This is a genomic window from Stenotrophomonas sp. C-A, assembly GCF_054030835.1.
Window position 1 is genome coordinate 269,538 of the sequence record NZ_CM132916.1, and the last position, 18,686, is coordinate 288,223.

At 67.4% G+C, this 18,686-nt stretch carries 17 protein-coding genes; 4 read left to right on the forward strand and 13 right to left on the reverse strand.

Going from position 1 to position 18,686, the window contains the following annotated elements; all coding sequences use genetic code 11:
• Window positions 1–60: 60 nt before the first annotated feature.
• The 5 genes from ACW5IY_RS01245 to ACW5IY_RS01265 form a co-directional block, all read right to left on the reverse strand.
• Window positions 61–2,919, reverse strand: a complete 2,859-nt coding sequence (locus ACW5IY_RS01245; protein ID WP_049435526.1) for a TonB-dependent receptor plug domain-containing protein — start codon at window positions 2,917–2,919, stop codon at window positions 61–63.
• Between the two features lie 359 nt (window positions 2,920–3,278).
• Window positions 3,279–4,601: an ABC transporter permease gene (locus tag ACW5IY_RS01250; RefSeq protein WP_197638407.1), complete on the reverse strand. Its 1,323-nt coding sequence runs from the start codon at window positions 4,599–4,601 to the stop codon at window positions 3,279–3,281.
• 13 nt (window positions 4,602–4,614) lie between these two features.
• On the reverse strand, window positions 4,615–5,772 hold the full coding sequence (locus ACW5IY_RS01255; RefSeq protein ID WP_197616236.1) for an FtsX-like permease family protein: 1,158 nt from the start codon (window positions 5,770–5,772) through the stop codon (window positions 4,615–4,617).
• A 14-nt stretch (window positions 5,773–5,786) separates the two neighbouring features.
• Window positions 5,787–6,476 carry an ABC transporter ATP-binding protein gene (locus ACW5IY_RS01260; protein WP_049435531.1) on the reverse strand — a complete coding sequence of 230 codons (690 nt, stop codon included), beginning with the start codon at window positions 6,474–6,476 and terminating at the stop codon, window positions 5,787–5,789.
• A 102-nt stretch (window positions 6,477–6,578) separates the two neighbouring features.
• Window positions 6,579–7,832 carry an efflux RND transporter periplasmic adaptor subunit gene (locus ACW5IY_RS01265; RefSeq protein WP_049435532.1) on the reverse strand — a complete coding sequence of 418 codons (1,254 nt, stop codon included), beginning with the start codon at window positions 7,830–7,832 and terminating at the stop codon, window positions 6,579–6,581.
• A gap of 202 nt (window positions 7,833–8,034) precedes the next feature.
• On the opposite strand from ACW5IY_RS01265, the gene ACW5IY_RS01270 reads away from it, so the two are divergent.
• From ACW5IY_RS01270 to ACW5IY_RS01285, 4 genes are read left to right on the forward strand one after another with little or no spacing between them, the layout of a single operon-like run.
• On the forward strand, window positions 8,035–8,931 hold the full coding sequence (locus ACW5IY_RS01270) for an ABC transporter ATP-binding protein (protein WP_049435533.1): 897 nt from the start codon (window positions 8,035–8,037) through the stop codon (window positions 8,929–8,931).
• On the forward strand, window positions 8,928–9,710 hold the full coding sequence (locus tag ACW5IY_RS01275) for an ABC transporter permease (RefSeq protein WP_049435534.1): 783 nt from the start codon (window positions 8,928–8,930) through the stop codon (window positions 9,708–9,710). Before ACW5IY_RS01270 ends, ACW5IY_RS01275 begins: the two co-directional genes overlap by 4 nt.
• Before the next feature lie 6 nt (window positions 9,711–9,716).
• Complete coding sequence (locus ACW5IY_RS01280; protein WP_049435536.1) at window positions 9,717–10,931, forward strand: sensor histidine kinase; 1,215 nt, start codon at window positions 9,717–9,719, stop codon at window positions 10,929–10,931.
• Window positions 10,928–11,530 carry a response regulator transcription factor gene (locus ACW5IY_RS01285; protein ID WP_005407733.1) on the forward strand — a complete coding sequence of 201 codons (603 nt, stop codon included), beginning with the start codon at window positions 10,928–10,930 and terminating at the stop codon, window positions 11,528–11,530. Before ACW5IY_RS01280 ends, ACW5IY_RS01285 begins: the two co-directional genes overlap by 4 nt.
• Before the next feature lie 547 nt (window positions 11,531–12,077).
• Here ACW5IY_RS01285 and ACW5IY_RS01290 read toward each other — a convergent pair.
• From ACW5IY_RS01290 to ACW5IY_RS01325, 8 genes are all read right to left on the reverse strand, one after another.
• Window positions 12,078–12,614 carry a cytochrome b gene (locus ACW5IY_RS01290; RefSeq protein ID WP_049435191.1) on the reverse strand — a complete coding sequence of 179 codons (537 nt, stop codon included), beginning with the start codon at window positions 12,612–12,614 and terminating at the stop codon, window positions 12,078–12,080.
• On the reverse strand, window positions 12,611–13,714 hold the full coding sequence (locus tag ACW5IY_RS01295) for a catalase family peroxidase (RefSeq protein WP_049435192.1): 1,104 nt from the start codon (window positions 13,712–13,714) through the stop codon (window positions 12,611–12,613). The genes ACW5IY_RS01290 and ACW5IY_RS01295 overlap by 4 nt, the downstream gene beginning before the upstream one ends.
• A 135-nt stretch (window positions 13,715–13,849) precedes the next feature.
• Window positions 13,850–15,217 (reverse strand): M17 family metallopeptidase, encoded by a 1,368-nt coding sequence (locus ACW5IY_RS01300; protein WP_049435193.1) that lies wholly within the window; start codon window positions 15,215–15,217, stop codon window positions 13,850–13,852.
• Window positions 15,218–15,220: 3 nt separating this feature from the next.
• Complete coding sequence (locus tag ACW5IY_RS01305) at window positions 15,221–15,940, reverse strand: HAD family hydrolase (protein ID WP_049435194.1); 720 nt, start codon at window positions 15,938–15,940, stop codon at window positions 15,221–15,223.
• Window positions 15,941–16,013: 73 nt separating this feature from the next.
• Complete coding sequence (locus ACW5IY_RS01310) at window positions 16,014–16,481, reverse strand: hypothetical protein (RefSeq protein ID WP_049435196.1); 468 nt, start codon at window positions 16,479–16,481, stop codon at window positions 16,014–16,016.
• 93 nt (window positions 16,482–16,574) lie between these two features.
• Complete coding sequence (locus ACW5IY_RS01315) at window positions 16,575–17,684, reverse strand: AI-2E family transporter (RefSeq protein WP_049435198.1); 1,110 nt, start codon at window positions 17,682–17,684, stop codon at window positions 16,575–16,577.
• Between the two features lie 67 nt (window positions 17,685–17,751).
• Window positions 17,752–18,219, reverse strand: a complete 468-nt coding sequence (locus tag ACW5IY_RS01320) for a hypothetical protein (protein ID WP_049435199.1) — start codon at window positions 18,217–18,219, stop codon at window positions 17,752–17,754.
• Window positions 18,216–18,686, reverse strand: a complete 471-nt coding sequence (locus ACW5IY_RS01325) for a phage holin family protein (RefSeq protein ID WP_010486934.1) — start codon at window positions 18,684–18,686, stop codon at window positions 18,216–18,218. Before ACW5IY_RS01325 ends, ACW5IY_RS01320 begins: the two co-directional genes overlap by 4 nt.

An 18,686-nucleotide genomic window follows, 5' to 3' on the forward strand; every position in this document is an offset into this window, starting at 1 on the left:
CGTTCTGCTTCCATCCACCGCCAGGAGAGAGATGGCGGTGGCGGGAACGCGGTTGCAGGCTTAGAAGCGCTGCTGGTACTTCATGTACATGAAACGACCGATGTCGAAGCCACCGTAGTAGGTGAAGCTGCTGTTCGGCTGGCTGTACATGATCGGACCCTGGTGGTCGAAGACGTTGTTCACGCCCAGCGACACGGTGCCGTCCCACGGCAGGCTGTAACGCACCTGCAGGTCGTGGAAGGTGTTGGAGCCCACCTTGCGGCTCGGCTGCGCATCGGTGTACGGCGAGACGAAGCCGGCCATGTTGCAGTCCGGGCCACCGGCCAGGTCATACGAGCAGGCTTCCTTCATGCCCGAGTAGTAGCGGGCGGTCCAGCCGATGCCCAGATCGCCGTACTGCCAATCCAGGTTGAAGGTCGAACGCACGCGGAAGTTGCCCTGCCAGCCGGTCTTCTGCTCCACCGGCGTGGTAGCGGCGCTGTCGTTGCGCTGCTCCAGGTAGTCGGTGTAGGTGGTGTTCCAGTTGATGGCGAACTTGCCGTACGCGGTTTCCGGCAGGCGGTAACGCACGCCGATGTCATAGCCGGCGGTTTCGCGATAGCCAGCATTGACCAGCGAACGATCCAGCGCCGAGACCTGGCCACGGGTGGCCGCAGCGGTGGAACGGGTGAAGCGACCGCAGGCCGAATCCACACCCTGCACGTAGCACTGGTTGAGGATGTCGGTGGCCGACTCGCCGACGATGGCGTTGTTGATGCGGATCTTCCACCAGTCCAGGCTGACGTCCAGGCCCTGCACGAATTCCGGGCTGTAGACCAGGCCGACGGTCCAGGTCTTGGCGGTTTCCGGCTTCAGTTCCGGGTTGGAACCCGAGTTGAAATCGGAGGTGGCCTGCTGGCCCGGGCGGTTGGCAAGGTTGCCGTCCGCACCGGTCTGCTGACGGAAGTTGGCGGGCACATTCAGCGCCTTGCAGCGTGCTGCCACGGTCGGGCTGCTGGCGGCGATGCCGAACTTCGTATCGCACGGATCGGTGAACGAATCGCGGCTGGACACGGCGCCGCCGTAGAGATCGTCCACGGTGGGTGCACGGAAGCCGGTACCGTAGGTCGCGCGCACCAGCAGGCTGTCGATCGGCTTCCACTTCAGGCCGAACTTGCTGTTGGTGGTCGAACCGAAGGTGTTGTAGTCGGTGTAACGACCGGCCAGGTCCAGCGACAGTTCACGCGCGAACGGCATGTCGGCCAGCAGCGGCACCTGCATTTCCAGGTAGACCTCGTTGAGCGAGTAATCGCCACGGGTCGGCTGGCCGGTGGTGCCGGCGATCTGGCCCTTCTGCACCATCAGGTCCGGCGTGTAGCTGGCCTCTTCGCTTCGGTGCTCGAAGCCCATCGCACCCATGATGTCACCGGCCGGCAGAGTGAACAGCGAGCCGGAGATGTTGGCGCTGGCGACCTTGGTGGTGCTCTTCATCTTGTCGACGAAGCGGGTGAACAGGTAGTCCTGCACGTCCTGGTTGCCCAGCGAGCCCGGGCCCACATAGCCCATCGGCGCGGCCGGGTTCCACGGCACGCAGCCGGCGATCACCGCACCCGGGGTGCCACAGCGTGCCACGGTGCCATCCATGAAGGACGGGCCGACCGCCAGGTCGACGTGCGGCTGGTACATGCTGCCGGTACCGATGCGCTCGCCTTCATTGCGGTTGTACATGTAGCTGACGTTCCAGTCCCAGTAACGCGAACCGGTTTCGAAGCTGCCTTCCAGGCCGATGCTGGCGCGCTTGGTATCCAGGTTGTTCTCGGTGCCGCGCGGAAGTTCTTCAGTGCGGTGCGAGAACAGGACGTCCTGGCCCCACTTGTTGAAGGTGCTGTCCTTGGACAGGGCAGCACGGGTGCCATTGCGGGCCTGTGCGGCCGATACCGAGTACGGGTAGCCGGCCAGGTGCTTGGTCGACTCGCGCTTGCTGTACAGCGCGTCGGCCACGATGCGCAGGTTGTCGGTGATCGAGAAACCACCGTTGGCGAACACCGAGGTGCGCTCCAGACCGCTCAGCAGGCTCATGTTGGTCTTGGCGTTGGCACCATCAGCCGGGTCCGGGGTGTGGAAGTTGCCAGCTTGGCTCGGATCACCGCCCGGGCCCACGGTCAGCGGCTTGCCGCCGACGGTGACGGTGCCCCACTGGGTGGTCGGGCTCAGCGCGTCGACGTCATCGGCGTGGCGTGGGCCACCCGGGTAACGGCTGAACTCGCGCTCGCTGCCGAGGATCTCGTCTTCCTTGGTGCGCTCGGCGCCGACGCTGAACCAGCCGCGGTCGAAGGTCTTGCCGAAGGTGGCGCTGTAGGAGCGCTTCTGGCCGTCGCCTTCACCGTACTGGCCGACGTAGACGCTGGCTTCGCCACCGTCGAAGTTCTTGCGGGTGATGATGTTGACCACACCGGCGATGGCGTCCGAGCCGTACAGCGCGGATGCGCCGTCGGTCAGCACTTCAACGCGCTCGACGATGGCGGACGGAATCGAAGCCAGGTCGGAGTAGCCACCGGCGCTGACGCCCATGCGGCGGCCGTCGATCAGCACCAGGCTGCGTTCCGGGCCGAGGTTGCGCAGGCTGACGTACGTGCCGCCGAAGTCGCGCGAAGAACTCAGCGACGACGAGCGGCTCAGGCTCGGAGCACCGGCGGCGGTGACGTCCTGCAGGATGTCGGCGACGTTGATGTAGCCCTTCTTCTCGATCTCGGCGCGGCTGAGCGCGACGACCGGCTGTGCGGTCTCGACGCTGGCCTGGCGGATGCGCGAGCCGGTGATCTCGATGCGGTCGAGGTTGGTCGGGGTATCGCCGGCGCTCTGTGCGAAGGCGGGGGTGGTGCAGCTGGCGGCCAGCGCGATGACGATCGCGTTGCGCAGCGGAGTGGTTTTCAGGGACATCCGTGACATCTCGTGTTTCAGGAAAACAAGCGTCCGTTCTGTGGGCGCGTGGGGTGCTGCAAACCAACGTGGGGGCCGGGATTCTAGAGTGTTTCCATTCGTAACTGTTTGTCGCCATGCCGCTGAATGTGCGCGAAGATGAATCGCAACCAACAATCCACAGATGCGATGTGCGCAGCGTCACGCACGTTGCGTGCGCGATGGGTAGAGGCATCGATAGCGGCGGATTTCCGCCGATCTGTAGCAGCGCGTGTACGCAGGCATCCATCCACGCCATGCGTGGATGACGTGCAAACAAAAAGGGACGGAGCCTTCGCTCCGTCCCTCTGCAGGATGCGCAATCTATCGCTGGGAAATGCTCAGGTTTCGCGCAGCGCCGTGGTGATCGGCAAACGTGCCGCGCGCAGCGCCGGGAACAGGCCGCCGACCAGGCCGATGCCCAGCGCCCATTTCAAACCCGTCCACAGCAGTTCCGGCGACACATGGAACTTGAACACCACTGCGCTGAAGTTGCTGCCGATGGTGGACACGCTGTAGCCATTGAACAGCAGCCATGCAACCGCACAGCCGAGCAGGCCACCCAGCAGCGCCAGCAGCATCGTCTCCAGCATCACCGCGGTCACCACCGGCAGGCCACGGAAGCCGATCGCGCGCATGGTGGCGATCTCGCGCGCACGCGTGGCAACAGCCGCATACATGGTGTTGAGTGCGCCGAACACCGCACCTACTGCCATGATCGTGCCGATCACCTTGCCGAGGATGTCGATCAGCTTGGTCAGCCCGCCGCCCTGCTTGCTGTAGTAGACACGGGTGGTTTCCACGTCCAGCTTCAGGCGCGGGTCGGCGGCGACCGCCTCCTTGAACTGCTCGAAGCCGGCCTTGCCATCGGTACGCACGCTGATCGACTGCCAGGCGCTGCGCTGATAAGTGGTGGCCAGCGTATCGGCGTCGGTCCACAGTTCCGAATCATGCGCATCGCCGGTGGCGAACACACCCACCACGGTCCAGGTCTGGTTGCCCAGCGTCAGCGTCTTGCCCACGTCCAGATCGCGGAACTGGCCCTTGGCGCCCTGGCCGACCACGATCTCGCGCAGGCCAGTGGCGAACGTGCGGCCTTCGACGATCTTGACCTTGTCATGCACCGCCCACGCCTGCGGGCCGACGCCGCGGAACTGCGCGTTGACGTCGGTGCCATCGGACTTCGACACCAGGTTGACCACCTGCGACAGCTCCGGTGACAGCAGCGGCCGACCTTCGGCATCGCGGGTGATGCCGGGCAGGGTGGACAGCGTCGGTACCTGCTCGCGGGTGATGACCGAGTTGGTCTCGGCCTGCGAGCCGCCACGCAGGACGATGGCGGTGGTGTCATCGCCGGTGTTGTTGAGCGTGGCCTGGAAGCCTTCGCCCATCGCCAGCATCGCCACCAGCACGCCGACCACGCCGGCGATGCCGACCACGATCACCGAGGACGCGCCCCAGCGCTGCGGCAGGCTGGCCACGCCGATGCGGGTGGCGGCCAGTGCCAACCGTCCGCCGCGGGTCAGCAGCAGCCACAGCGCCACCAGCACTGCGACGGCCAGTACACCAACCCAGGGCAGGCTGATCCACAGTACCAGCCCGATCACCAGCAGCAGCACCGTGAGCGCGTTGCCGGACCACTTCTTGAGTTTGCTCTTGAACATGTCGGTGTCCTCCTCAGCGGCCGGCCAGTGCGTCGACGATCTTCAGGCGCTTGGCACGCAGCGCCGGCAGCAGGCCGACGATGATGCCGATCACCACGATCAGGCCCAGCCCCATCAGCCAGGTCGGCGTCGGTACGTGCGGCGGCAGCATGCCCATGCTCTTCGGGCCGATCGCCGGCAGGATCAGCGCGGCCAGGCCCATGCCGATCAGGCCGCCCAGGCCGATCAGCAGCACCGACTCCACCATCACCAGGGTCAGCACGGTGCTGTCCTTGAAGCCCAGTGTCTTCAGCGTGGCCAGTTCCGGCACGCGCTCGCGCACGGCCTGGGCCATGGTGTTGCCGGTCAACAGCAGCAGGGTGAAGAACACCGCGCCCATGATCGAGGTGACGATCATGCCGATGTCTGCGAACTGCTTGACGAAGGCCTGCTGGAACGCCGATTCGGTCTGGGTCTTGGTCTCGTGGTCGGAGTTGGCCGAGATCGCATCGATCGCCTGCGCCACTCGTGAGGACTGGTCAGGGTTGTCCAGCGTCACCGTGTACCAGCTCACCTGGTTCTTGATGTAGTCGTTGGATTCGTCGAAGTACTTCCAGTTCATCATCAACTGGCGTTCTTCGTTGGCCGCCAGAGCACGGTCCTTGGAACGGTAGATGCCCTTCAGTTCCAGCGGCCAGTCGTTGCTGCCGCCGCGCGGGAAGATCGTGGCCTGCAGCGGGATGGTGTCACCGATCTTCCAGCCGAACTGCTTGGCCAGGGTTTCGCCGACGATGGCGCCGGTGCGGGTCTGCTTCCAGTCTTCCAGCTGCGCCGGGTCGATCTGCAGTTCGCGGTAGACATCGAAGTAGTTGGGCGACACCGAGAAGTTCGGGAAGAAGTTCTTCGGGTCCTGGTAGATGCCGCCGAACCACATGCCGTAGGCCACGTCGCGTACGCCGGCCACCTGGCGGATCTGGGTTTCCAGGCGGATCGGCAGTGACTGGGTGATCGACAGCCGCGAGGCCACCACCAGGCGGTTGGCGCCTTCCACGCTGCCGCCGGACGAGAACGCCACGCGCACCGAGTCGAGCATGCCGAACAGCAGGAATGCGGCCACCACCGACAGCAGGGTCAGCAGGGTGCGCGTGCGGCTGCGGAACAGCTGCGCCCAGACCAACGAGAAGTATTTCATCGCCGTGGCCTCCGTCAGTGGGCCAGCGGGGCGTCGGCCAGCTCGCCCTTGTCCAGGTGCACCGTGTGGGTGGCGTACTCGGCGGCCTTCGGGTCATGGGTGACCATGATGATGGTCTTGCCATGCTCGCGGTTGAGCTGCTGCAGCAGGCCCAGGATCTCTTCGGCGGACTGGCGGTCGAGGTCGCCGGTCGGTTCGTCGCAGATCAGGAAGGTCGGGTCGGAGACGATTGCCCGCGCGATCGCCACGCGCTGCTGCTGGCCGCCGGACAGTTCGTTCGGGCGGTGGCTCCGGCGGTCGGCCAGGCCCACCAGGGTCAGCGCGATCTCGGCGTTGCGCTTGCGCTGCGCCGCGCTGAGGTGGGTCAGCAGCAACGGCAGTTCCACGTTCTTCTGCGCGGTCAGCATCGGCATCAGGTTGTAGAACTGGAACACGAAGCCGACGTGGTGGCTGCGCCAGGTCGACAGCTGGCCGCCACTCATCTGGTCGATGCGCTCGCCTTCGATGCTGATCTCGCCACCACTGGGGTTGTCCAGCCCACCGATCAGGTTGAGCAGGGTGGTCTTGCCCGAGCCCGACGGGCCCATCAGTGCCACGAAGTCGCCACTGGCGATGTCCAGGTCGATGCCGTGCAGCACCTGCACTTTCTCGGGGCCACGCTGGTAGGTCTTGGTGATGTTGCGCAGTGAAACCAGGGTCGACATGGGTGGTTCTCCACGGAAGGCGGGAAACGGGAAAGCGCACCTGCGGTGGCCGCAGGCGTGCGTCGAGCGGTGCTGCCGGCGGCGCCCGCAGGCGCCAGGCCGTTACTGCGCTTGTTTCTGTTGCACCTTGGCGCCATCGCGCAGGGTGTCCGGCGGGTTCACCACCACCGATTCACCTGCGCTCACACCCTTGAGGATCTGGCGGTCCTTGCCCATCGCCTGGCCGGCCTCGACCGTGCGCTGCTGCACGCGGCTCTCGTCGCCCAGCACGAAGGCCACCGAGGCGCTGTCGCGCTGGACCACGGCGCCGCCTGGCACGCGCACGCCCTGCGGCTTGGCGGCCGCCTGCGGCTGGGCCTGTTCCAGGAAACTGACCCGCACGCCCATCTCCGGCACGATGCGCGGGTCCTTCACCTTCAGCGCCACGCGCACCTTCACCGTGGCCTTGCCGCGGTCGGCGGTGGGGATGATGGCGATCACCTCGCCCGGAATCTTCCACTCCGGGTAGGCGTTGAGCGTGGCTTCCACCGGCATCTTCGGCTGCACGCGGCCGATGAAGGCCTCGCCGACCTCGACTTCGATCTCCAGCGAGTCCATGTCGACGATGGTGCCGATGCCGGTACGGGTGAAGCCACCGCCAGCCGACAGCGGCGAGACGATTTCACCCGGCTGCGCCGCCTTGGCGGTGACCACGCCGGAGAACGGTGCGCGCACCACGTTGTTGTCCACGCCCAGGTCAGCGATGGCCAGCTGATCGTGGGCCACCTTGACGTTGCGCTGCGCGGTATCCAGCTGTGCGCGCAGGCTGTCGCGCTGGGCCACGGCCTGGTCGTACTGCGAGCGCGACACCAGCTGCTGGCCGACCAGCGCCTGCAGGCGGCTGGCCTCGGCAGCGGCCTGCTTCTGCTGGGCTTCCAGACCGACCACCTGGCTGCGCGCGGCCTGCAGCTGCGAGGCATACAGGCTGCGCTGCGCGTCGGCATCGATCGGGTCCAGGGTGGCCATGACCTGCCCCTGTTCCACGCGCATGCCCTCCTCGATCATCACCTCGCGCACCTTGCCGGTGATCTTGGCCGAGACCGTGGCCATGCGCCGGGCGACCACATAGCCGCTGGCGTCGAGCACCGAACTGCTGGCGCTGCCCTGCTGGATGGCCACCGCAGGGGCGGTTTCCACTTCCACGGCCGGCGCACGGCCGAGCAGGAAGGCGACGGCGGCGGCGATCAGCAGCACGACCACGATGATCGCGGTCCACAACCAACGACGGCCACCGCCATTGCTACCACCACCAGAGGCGGGCGGCGGTGACTTGCGGTCGATACGGAGTTCCTTCAACAGCTCGGCAGAAGCGTTCATTCGTTCCATCACAGGCGTTCGGGCGGGTGTGGCCGGAAGAGCGGACGGCGGCGGTTCCGGCGGTGGAGCGTGCGGCACAGCATGAAGGCAGGTACGGCGATGACGGCAGTGACAGCTGTCACCCGATGACACTGACGGCGGCAACTGCGAAATGTGACCACGGCGGCACAGGATGGCAACGTCCCCGCTACCGGTACCGCCCATGGATCCGATCGCCCCGTCGCTGGCCCGCCTGCAGCAGGTGCAGGTGCGCTACCGCGACCATACCGCCCTGCATGGCATCGACCTGCAGGTCCGCGCTGGCCAGGTGCTGGCATTGCTGGGCCGCAACGGTGCCGGCAAGAGTACCGCGATCAGCGTGCTGTTGGGCCTGCGTCGCGCCGATGCAGGCCAGGTCGAGCTGCTCGGTGGCGACCCGCAGCAGCGGGCCAGCCGATTGGGCCTGGGCGTGATGCTGCAGAGCACGAACCTGCCGCCGATGCTGCAGGTGGACGAGCTGGTGGCGCAGGCCAGTGCCTGCTACCCCGACCCGATGCCATTGCAGGAGGTACTGCAACGCGCCGGCCTTCAGGCACTGGCACGCCGTCGCTACGGTCAGCTGTCCGGCGGCCAGCAGCGCGCCGTGCAGTTCGCGATCGCGCTGTGTGGCTGCCCGCGCGTGCTGTTCCTGGACGAGCCCACCACCGGGCTGGACATCCAGGCGCGGCAGGCGATGTGGCAGGCGATCCGGCAGCTGGTGGCCGAAGGCTGTGGCGTGCTGCTGACCACCCACTACCTGGAAGAGGCCGAAGCGCTGGCGCAGCAGGTGGTGGTGCTGGAACAGGGCCGGGTGCTGGCCGATGCGCCGTTGAGCGAGCTGCGCCTGGCTGATCGGCCGCGCCGCATCCGCTGCCGCAGTGTGCTGCCTGCTGAAGACGTGCAGCAGTGGCCGGGCGTGCAGCAGGCGCAGCGCGACGGCGAGCATCTGCAGCTGCTGGCGAGCCCGGCCGAGCCGGTGGTGGCGCGCCTGCTGGCCGCCGACGCGCAGCTGCGCGAGCTGGAAGTACAGGGCGCGGCGCTGGCCGACGCTTTCCTCGACATGACCCGGGAGGCCGCATGAACACGATGACCCGTGCCGGCACCACACCGGCGCCGGCGTCTGCCTGGCGCCAGGCCCTGCGTCCGTACCGCGCTGAGCTGGTGGCCGAACTGCGCCGCGCCTGGCGCACGCCGGCGTTCGCGGTGCCCTCGCTGCTGTTCCCGGTGCTGTTCTACCTGCTGTTCGGTGTGCTGCTGGGGCGTGGTCACGCACCGCTGTACCTGCTGGCCACCTACTGCGTGTTCGGCGCGATGGCCCCGGCGCTGTTCGGCTTCGGCGTGCAGCTGGCGCTGGACCGCGAAGGCGGACTGCTTACGCTCAAGCGGGCGCTGCCGATGCCGCCGGCGGCACCGCTGCTGGCACGACTGGCGATGGCGGTGATGTTCGCGCTGCTGGTGGCCTCGTTGTTGATCGGCGTGGCATCTGTGCTGGGGGGTGTGCAGCTGCACGCCCTGCAGGTGCTGCAGCTGCTGGCGGTGGCGGGCCTGGCTGCGCTGCCGCTGGGGGCGATCGGCCTCCTGATCGGCAGCCATGTCAGTGCCAGCGCAGCGCCGGCGATGGTCAACCTGGTCTACCTGCCGCTGGCCCTGCTGTCGGGCCTGTGGCTGCCGCTGTCGGCGCTGCCCCAGCTGTTCTCGACGATGGCACCGCTGTGGCCGACCTGGCATCTGGCGCAGCTGGCGCTGCCGGTGGTCGGGCTGCCGTCGGTGGGCAGCATGGCAGGCCATCTGCTGGTGCTGCTGTCGGTCACCCTCGTGGCGTTGCTGCTGGCACGGCGCCGCCTGCGCCGGATCGGCTGAACTGGCATGATCGGCAGCGATCATTCCCGCCTGGATTCTTCCGTGTCGTCGAGCTGGCTTGCGTCCCTGCTGCGCCCCGCACCGGATTCGGCGGTGGCCGACCTGCTGAGGCGTGGCAAGTCGCCCTGGAGTGGTGCGATCCACCTGCTGTGGTCGGTCTGGATCTTCCTTACCCCGGTGCTCGGCAATGGCTTCACGGTGCGCTGGCTGCTGCTGACCGTGGCCAGCTATCCGCTGTTCCTGCTGCTCTATGCGAAGGTGATGCTGGCGCCACGGCACCACGCATGGCGCTACGCGCTGGGCATGATCCTGATGGCCCTGGTGCTGCTGCCGTGGTATCCGTCGGGACTGAGCTACTTCGTGTTCGGTTGCGTGATGATCCGCATGAGCAGCCGTGGTGGCTGGTGGGTCTACCTGTTGCAGCTCGCTGGGTTGAACCTGTTGTTCTGCGGCGCTGCGCTCTACGTTGGTTACCCGTGGCAAGCCATGGTGTGGATGCCGGCCGTGTCGTTCATCGTCGGCCTGGTGGTGAACGTGGAAGCCTTGAGCCATCAACGGGACGTTGCCCTACAGCTGTCCCAGGAGGAGGTGCGGCGGCTGGCCACCACCGCCGAGCGCGAGCGTATCGGTCGCGATCTGCATGACCTGCTGGGACATACGCTGTCGCTGATCACGCTGAAGCTGGAACTGGCGCGCAAGCTGTACGACCGTGATGACGCGCGCGCGCGGCAGGAGATCGGCGAAGCCGAGGCGATCGCCCGCGAGGCGCTGGCGCAGGTGCGCAGTGCGGTGACCGGCATCCGTGCCAGTGACCTGGCAGGCGAGCTGGCATCGGCGCGCCTGTTGCTGGAATGCCAGCGGGTACACCTGCAGTACACGCCGCCGCCGCCGATGCCGGTCGACGTGGAACGTGGGCTGGCGCTGGTGCTGCGCGAGGCCGCAACCAATATCGTGCGCCATGCACAGGCGACCCGCGTGCAGGTGGATTTCATGCTTGAGGAACGACAGTTGGCGATGCAGATACGCGATGACGGCCGCGGTGGCGTACAGGCCGAAGGCAATGGATTGTGCGGCATGCGCGAACGGGCGATGGCGCTGGGTGGACAGTTGTCACTGCAGTCGCCGCGCGGAGAGGGCACGGTAGTGACCGTACGCGTGCCACTGGTGGCCGCGACCACGCCGCTGTCGCCAGCGTCACTGGCGCAGGATGGTGCTGCATGATCCGCATTCTGCTTGCCGAAGATCAGGCGATGGTGCGTGGCGCACTGTCGGCGCTGCTGGGCCTGGAGCCGGATATCGAGGTGCTGGGCAGCGCCGCCGACGGCGAAGCTGCGTGGCGCATGCTGCAGCAGCTGCAGCCGGACATCCTGGTCACCGACATCGAAATGCCCGGCCTGTCCGGGCTGGAGCTGGCACAGCGCATCGCCCGCCACGAACTGCCGATCAAGGTCGTGATCGTGACCACCTTCGCCCGTGCCGGTTTCCTGCGCCGCGCGCTGGAAGCCGGCGTGCTGGGTTACCTGCTGAAGGACGCACCGGCCGAGAACCTGGCCGATGCCCTGCGCAAGGTGAAACAGGGCATTCGTGCGATCGACCCGCAGCTGGCGCTGGATGCGTGGTCGCAGGCCGATCCGCTGACCGACCGCGAGCGCCGCGTGCTACGGCTGGCAGGGGAGGGCCGCACCGCCAGCGAGATCGCCGAGCAGTTGGGGTTGTCGCATGGCACGGTGCGCAATTACCTGTCCGAGTGCATCGGCAAGCTGGGTGTGGCCAACCGGATCGAGGCGTACCGGCTGGCGCGGCAGAAGGGGTGGTTGTAGGGAATCATTTCCGCGCCTGCGGAGAGGTGTCACTTTCTTTGCTCGTGCAAAGAAAGTAACCAAAGAAACACGCCGCCAGATCGCGAGCCGGCGCTGAGCGCCGGTGCCCTGCGCTTCTCGGTGAATCAGGGGACGACGCCGAACTCGCTGCGCTCAGACATCGGCGCCTCTTCGCCCCTGATTCCCCTGCGATGCTCGGCTCGCTCAAGGCGGACCCAAGGTCAAGAACCACAGCTGCACGACGATATTTGGTAGCGCCGGGCCGTGTCCGACGAGTGAAGCGGCCGCTTTCGCCTTTGATCTTGAGTCCGCCTTCAAGCGAGCCGCGCACCGCAGGTCCGGCGAGGGCGAAGAGGCGCGGGTGTCTGAGCGCAGCGAGTTCCCGCGCCGTCCCTCGACGGACCGAGGAGCGCAGGGCACCGGCGTGCGAAGCACGTCGGCTCGCGGCCGGCGGAGCGTTTCTTTGGTTACTTTCTTTGCGCGCAAAGAAAGTGACACCCCTCCGAAGTCGCGGAAACGATCCGCCGGGAACAACCGGCGAACCCTTTCAATCCTTCCCGCGCGCCATCGCCTGGAACACCCCATCGCGCCGCACCCACAGGTGGAACAGCGCAGCCCCCACATGCATCAGCACCGTGGCGAACAACACATACGCCAGCAGGCTGTGCGCATTGCGCAACGCGGCATACAGCGCCGGGGTGTGCGGCACGATCGGCGGCAGGTGCAGGCCACCCCACAGCACGATCGGGTAGCCGCCGGCCGACAGCATCGCCCAGCCGATCAGCGGCATCGCCAGCATCAGCGCGTACAACATCCAGTGCGAGGCCTTCGCTGCCAGCACCTGCCAGGCGGGCAGGTCGGAAGGCAGCGGCGGCGGGCGATGGCGCAGCCGGTTGTACAGGCGCAGCAGCACCAGTACGCCGATGGCGATGCCCAGTGGGCGGTGCAGGTCGATCAGCATCGGCCGCAGGTGCAGCGAGGCGACCATGGTCACGCCGACGAACAGCATGGCGATGATCATCAGCGCCATGGTCCAGTGCAGCACCCGCGCCAGCAGGTTGAAGTGGCCGTTGCCGGTGCTCATCGTGCGGCCTCCTTCGGTTGCTCGACGTTGCCGGAGGCGCGCTCGCGTTCGCGGCGGTTGAAGGACTGTGAATACACCGCCGAGCGGGCAGCCAGGATCGGATCATCACTGCCGCGCACGCCACTGGGCAGGATCAGCGGATCGAAGTTGATCTGCCCGCAGGCGCCCTGTTCCTGCGACTGCATGCGGTCCAGGCTGAGTACGCCGGCCACTACCTGATCACGCGACTCGGGCCACGGTACTGACGGATCATCGATGGCATCGCCAGGCTCGGCGGTAGTAACCACCAGGTTCCAGCGCACCGGGCCGCTGGCCAGGCGCTGCTGCAGTTCCTGGCTGAGGAAATCGACACTGGCCTGCTTGCGCGTTTCCGCATCCATCTCCACCACCGGCGCCTGTGGCTGCCAGCGCCAGCGCACGGCACGCTTCTGGCCCTGCGCGTTGGTGAACCAGAAGCTGTTGACGCTGTTGAAGGTGGTGTCGGCCCAGCTGCTGGTCCACGGCGCCGTCTTGGCCCACTGCTGGAACGCCTGCGCACTGGGGTACCTGGCCAGTACGGCGGCCATCTTCTGCGGGTCGGGCTTGCCGGTGGCGGGGTCCGGAATGGAGGCGCGTGTCTGCGCGTAGAACGCCTCGGCATCGGGCACGGCGAAGAACGGGAAGCTGTTCATCGCCATCCGCCATTCCTGGCCGTCATCGCTGACCATCTGCACCGCCAGGCTGCGCACGCGTGCGGTGTTGTCGGCGCCGTAGGGGTCACCGCCGCCGATCGAAAGGCGGCCCATCACCGGCACGCGGCGCTGCGAGAACACCCGTGCACTGGACAGGGTGGGCGCCTGCGCGCTCGGTTCGAACCAGCCGCTCACGCACACGCCCTTGCTGTGCGCGCGTCGGAAGCCCGGATGGGCCGGGCCGGTGGCCTCGATGGTGTCGGTGAAGCGCTGCGCGGTCAGGCGGTTGCCGATCCAGCCGGCCAGCCAGGCGAAGGCCAGCGCGATGGCACCCAGAATGAGTGCGATCAGTGCAATCCAGGGCAGGGGGGAATGCTTGCGTGGTGCGCCCGGCGTCTGGCCAGCGCGGGTGTAGCGGAAGAGCGACATGGTCGGAGTCCTGCCTTCACGGAGCGTGTGGGTGGTCGACCCACACATCCTCGCAGAACCCTTCCAGGCCCGGTATTCAAATTTTCGTCAAGTTTGCCGGGGACGGCGTGCCGACCAAGGTCGGCACCCACCCGATCAGCTGTAACGCGCCTTCAGCATCGCCCACGCCGAACGCAGCGCCAGCGCTTCGCCACCGGCCGGACGGCCCGGGCGCTCACCGTCGTTCCAGGCATACACATCCAGATGCGCCCAGCGCTGGCCGTCTTCCAGGAAACGCTCCAGGTACAGCGCGGCGGTGACCGAGCCGGCCATGCGCGAGCCGGCGTTGGCCAGATCGGCGATGCCGCTGCTCAGGTAACGCAGGTAAGGGCGCCACAGCGGCATGCGCCAGACCGGGTCGCGGGTCGCATCACCGGCCTGCAGCCACTGCTGCGCCACATTGTCGTCATTGCTGAAGAGCGCCGGCAGATCCGGGCCCAGCGCGATGCGCGCGGCGCCGGTGAGGGTGGCAAAGTCCAGCACCAGGTCGGGTTTCTGCTCGCTGGCGAAGGTCAGTGCATCGCAGAGGATCACGCGGCCTTCGGCGTCGGTGTTGTCGATCTCCACGCTCAGGCCCTTGCGGGTGGCGATCACTTCGCCCGGGCGGAAGGCGTCCGGACCGATCGCGTTTTCCACCGCCGGCACCAGCAGGGTCAGGCGTACCGGCAGCCCGCGTGCCATCACCAGGCCGGCCAGGGCCAGTGCGTGCGCGGCGCCGCCCATGTCCTTCTTCATGTTGCGCATGCCGTCGGCCGGCTTGATGTCCAGGCCGCCGGTATCGAAGCACACGCCCTTGCCGACCAGCACCAGTGCCGGATCGGTGTCCTTGCCCCAGCGCAGCACGACCAGGCGCGGTGCGCGGTGCGAGGCGCGGCCCACCGCGTGGATGGCCGGGAAGTTCTGCTTCAGCAGTTCGTCGCCGGTAATCGCCTCGACCTGCGCGCCGTGCGCGTCGGCCAGCGCGCGCGCGGCGTCTTCCAGCTGCTGCGGACCCATGTCTTCGGTCGGGGTGTTGACCCAGTCACGCACGCGCAGGCTGGCGGCGATCAGGTCAGCCACTTCGCCGGTCGGCTCGGCCACCAGGCGCGCCGGCGCACGGTGGCGCTTGCGATAGCGGTCGAAGCGGTAGCTGCCCAGGCCCCAGCCCAGCTGCAGCAGCGCCAGTTCGGCGGCCGGCAGTTCGCTGGCCAGCTGCCACACGCTGCCTTCCGGCAGGGCATGCGGGGCATGCGAATAGCTGTAGGCATCGGCACGATCACCGACACCGATCACCGCTCCGGCCAGGCCATCGGTGCCGGGCAGCAACGCCGTCGTGAAGGCACCGGCGGTGAAGCCCTGCGACGCCAGCCATGCCTGGGTGGCAGCCGGCTGGCCGTCCTTCCAGGCCGCGAACTGCTCGCGGTCCAGCACATATAGCGGCAGTGCTGCGGCGGTGTCGGCAGTGAAACCAGTGATCTCGCTCATGCGTCAGGTACTCCGGGGTGCGGCAGCGTCGAGGTTGGCATCCAACCAGTCGGCCAGGCCGGTGAGGGTGTCGAACTGCAGGTCCGGCTGCAGCTGCGGATGGGTCCAGGTGGCTGCGTCGCGGTTGATCCAGCAGCCGCGCAGGCCGGCGGCGATCGCCCCGGCCACATCCATTTCGGCGTGGTCGCCGACGTGCAGTACCTGTGCCGGCGCAACACCCAGTCGGGTGCAGGCGGCGTGGAAGATGCTCGCCTCCGGCTTGGCCGCGCCGTGCTCGCGCGCGCCCAGCTGGAAGGCGAAATGATGGGCCAGGCCGATCCGCTCCAGATCGGCATTGCCGTTGCTCAGCGCTGCGACCGGTACCCGCGCGGCAATCCGCGCCAGCGCGTCGATCGCATCGGGGTAGCACTCGACCTGATTGCGCGCGGCGAAGAACACTTCATACGCCGGCTCCAGCAGATCCAGGCTGGCGCCACTGGTGTGCAGCGCTTCGTGCAGGGTCAGCCGGCGCAGTGCGCTCAGGTCGTGATGGAGGTGCGGATGGGCGTGGTACAGGCGCTCGCGCAGTTCGCGCATTGCCGCCACCGGATACATCTCGGCCGTGGCGGGGCTGTGTTCACGCATCCACTCGTGCAGGACCAGGTCGATGCGGGCGCCGATCGGAGCGAACGGCCACAGCGTGTCGTCAAGGTCGAGGGTGATGGCTTGGACGGGGAAATTCACCCCGCCATTCTACCCCTGCCCGCGCGGGCTTTCATGCGGCGCGGCGGGCGGGGGGCGCTGGGGCAGGACGGGGTCAGCGCAGGTTGTACGAGCAGGCGATGGTGGTCTGGCCGTCGAACTGCTGCACGTCCAGGTTGTGCCGGCCCACTTCCTTCGTATAGGTGCCCGCCACCGGGTCGGACATCTTCGCCAGTGCCGCGATCTGTTCGACGCTCGCTGAGCTGAAGTACGCAGTGAAACTGTCGATGCCGTCCTCGCCGCTGTCGCCGTCATAGGATTGCAGACGGTTCACGGGCTGGCCCAGCACCATCAGCGGCGTGGTCAACCGGAACTCGCCGCTGGATTCGCCGTTCTGCGCCCGCGCCGGGGCCGGTGCCAGCAGCCGGGCCATGGCGTCGAACTGCTTGGGCGCAAGGTGCCGTTTGCAGGTAACCGCCTCAACAAGCTGGGTACGCGCCTGGTCGACAGTGGGTGACGCCGCAGCGAAGGCGGGAGCGGCAAGGCTGGCCAGGGCGAGGCAACGCATAGCGAAAGCGATCATCCGAACGGATCCATCCGAAAAAAGGGGGCCATAGTCTGCCACTTCGTCCCAGTTTCGGGTTCCGCCATCTGCGTCCTTCATTTACTGATGCCGTTATTCCAGCAGGCGTGCCCAGCCCTGCATACCGTCCAGCCGTGCCAGCACCAGCTTGATGCAGACCAGCAGCGGCACCGCCAGCAGCAACCCGATCATGCCCCAGGCCCAACCGAACACCATCAGCGCCAGGATCAGCACCAGCGGTGATAGCTTCATGCGCCGGCCCAGCACGATCGGGGTCACCATCTGCCCTTCCAGGGTATGCAGGGCCAGGTAGGCGGCGGCTGGCAGCAGCGCCTGCAGCGGGTCGCGGAATTCAACGAAGCCCATCAGCAGCATCAGTGCTACGCCGATCAGGGGGCCGACATACGGGGCGAAATTCAGCAATGCCGCTACCGTGCCCCACAGCAGCGCCTCCTGCAGGCCGATGCCGAACAGCATCAGCACGCCAGCGAACACCAATCCGACCAGCGTATTGATCACGCTGATGGTCAGCACATAGCGCGAAACCTCGCGCTCGATCGAGCGCAGGATGTCACTGGTGAATCGCTGCTGCTGGCGGTTCGGGAACAGGGCGATGGCCGCGCGCTGCAGGCTCTGCCCATAGATCATGAAGAACAGCGTGAGCAGCACCACCGCCAGCACCGAGGCGGCCAGCCGCGGCGCGCGGGTCAGCATGCGATAGGGGTCGTCCATCTGGGTGCGGATCACCTGCACCTTGTGGTTGCTGTCACCGCCGGCCACGCGGGCGAAGTTTTCCGCCGCCTGGTTGGCCTGCTGCACCGGCTTGGTCAGGTCCTGCACCTGGCGGGCGACCTTGCGCAGCTGCTGCGGCGCTTCCTGCGCCCATTCCATGGCCGGGCCGATCAGCTGCACCGCCAGCGAACCGGTCACGCCCAGGCCGGCGCCGAGGATCAGCAGTGCGCCGAGTGCGCGTGGAATCCACAGCTTCTGCAGCAGGCGCAGGATCGGATTGCCGACCAGCGCGAAGAACATCGCCAGCAGCACCGGCAGGATGATGTCCTGTGCCGCCCACAGGGTGTAGCCCACCGCCAGGGTGGCCAGCACCACCAGCGACATCGGTCCGCGCGGGCGCGATGCGGGCGGCAGCGGAACGTCGGGCTGTTCGGGGCCGGCCGGTGACGGGGACAGGAGGGACTCGCTCATCGACGCACCAACCGGGAAGGGGAGCGCATTATCCGCCGGCCGCGATCGGCGCGGCGGATTCCATGGTTCAACGTTCGGACAGCTCGGTGGCCGCTTCGGCCGGACGCGGTCCGCGCAGGTCCGGTTCCGGTCCTGGCTCCGGCACGGAGCGCGGTGCCGGTGCCGGCCGTGCTTCGGCAGCGGAGGCCGCCGCCTGTGCCTGTTCGCTGGCCTCGTCGGCTTCTTCGGCCGCGTCGTCGGCGGTGGCTGCGGCCTGCGCCGCCATCGCCGTGGCGAACGCCGCCTGTGCACTGGCGAACAGGTTCGAGACCGAGCCCACCATCTGCAGCCAGCGGGCACCGTTGACCTTGCCCGGCACTTCCAGCTTGCCGGCGATGAAGCCACCGGCCAGGCCGACCACCACGATGCGCAGCGGCGACCAGCCTTTTCGCCAGACGTCGCTGAGCGTGGTCCAGTGGTCCTGGGTCTCGCCCAGGCGCACGGTCACCACCTGTTCGCAGCGTTTCACCCGCCGTTGCAGCGCGCCGAACTTCATGGCTTGCCCTCGGGCAGCTGCACCTCGGCATCGGGATCGTCTTCGCTGGGTTCGTCGAACAGGCCCAGGCGTGACAGCTGGCGCCGGGTAGCGTGCATGCCGGTGTGGTGGAAGAAGTAGGACACCCGCCAGATTGCATAACCGGTGACGGCCAGGCTCAGCAGCGAGGTGATCAGCAGGGCCTGCAGCCAGCTCAGGCCCCAGCTCTGCAGCAGGGCGATGAGGGTGGCGGCCATCAGCAGCCAGGCCGAGGCACCGAACACGATCGCCACGCCGGCCCAGGCCAGCGCACGACCGAACGCACTGCGTGCCATCGCGAAGTCGGCCGAGGCCAACCGGCGCAGCGAGCGCAGCGTGTGCTTGGCCGAATCGGCAGCGGCACGACCGGCCGCACCGACCTGGCGGATGCTCTCATCCAGCGGCGGGGTGGCCGCTGGATCAGGGGCTTGCGCGTTGTCTTCGCTCAC

Coding starts and splice junctions, on each gene's coding strand:
- ACW5IY_RS01320 (WP_049435199.1), bottom strand. CDS start 18,219: ATGAAGTTCGGCGCGCTGCAACGGCGGGTGAAACGCTGCGAACAGGTG.
- ACW5IY_RS01290 (WP_049435191.1), bottom strand. CDS start 12,614: ATGAGCACCGGCAACGGCCACTTCAACCTGCTGGCGCGGGTGCTGCAC.
- ACW5IY_RS01300 (WP_049435193.1), bottom strand. CDS start 15,217: ATGAGCGAGATCACTGGTTTCACTGCCGACACCGCCGCAGCACTGCCG.
- ACW5IY_RS01255 (WP_197616236.1), bottom strand. CDS start 5,772: ATGAAATACTTCTCGTTGGTCTGGGCGCAGCTGTTCCGCAGCCGCACG.
- ACW5IY_RS01250 (WP_197638407.1), bottom strand. CDS start 4,601: ATGTTCAAGAGCAAACTCAAGAAGTGGTCCGGCAACGCGCTCACGGTG.
- ACW5IY_RS01265 (WP_049435532.1), bottom strand. CDS start 7,832: ATGAACGCTTCTGCCGAGCTGTTGAAGGAACTCCGTATCGACCGCAAG.
- ACW5IY_RS01315 (WP_049435198.1), bottom strand. CDS start 17,684: ATGAGCGAGTCCCTCCTGTCCCCGTCACCGGCCGGCCCCGAACAGCCC.
- ACW5IY_RS01245 (WP_049435526.1), bottom strand. CDS start 2,919: ATGTCCCTGAAAACCACTCCGCTGCGCAACGCGATCGTCATCGCGCTG.
- ACW5IY_RS01270 (WP_049435533.1), top strand. CDS start 8,035: ATGGATCCGATCGCCCCGTCGCTGGCCCGCCTGCAGCAGGTGCAGGTG.
- ACW5IY_RS01310 (WP_049435196.1), bottom strand. CDS start 16,481: ATGATCGCTTTCGCTATGCGTTGCCTCGCCCTGGCCAGCCTTGCCGCT.
- ACW5IY_RS01295 (WP_049435192.1), bottom strand. CDS start 13,714: ATGTCGCTCTTCCGCTACACCCGCGCTGGCCAGACGCCGGGCGCACCA.
- ACW5IY_RS01260 (WP_049435531.1), bottom strand. CDS start 6,476: ATGTCGACCCTGGTTTCACTGCGCAACATCACCAAGACCTACCAGCGT.
- ACW5IY_RS01280 (WP_049435536.1), top strand. CDS start 9,717: ATGATCGGCAGCGATCATTCCCGCCTGGATTCTTCCGTGTCGTCGAGC.
- ACW5IY_RS01285 (WP_005407733.1), top strand. CDS start 10,928: ATGATCCGCATTCTGCTTGCCGAAGATCAGGCGATGGTGCGTGGCGCA.
- ACW5IY_RS01275 (WP_049435534.1), top strand. CDS start 8,928: ATGAACACGATGACCCGTGCCGGCACCACACCGGCGCCGGCGTCTGCC.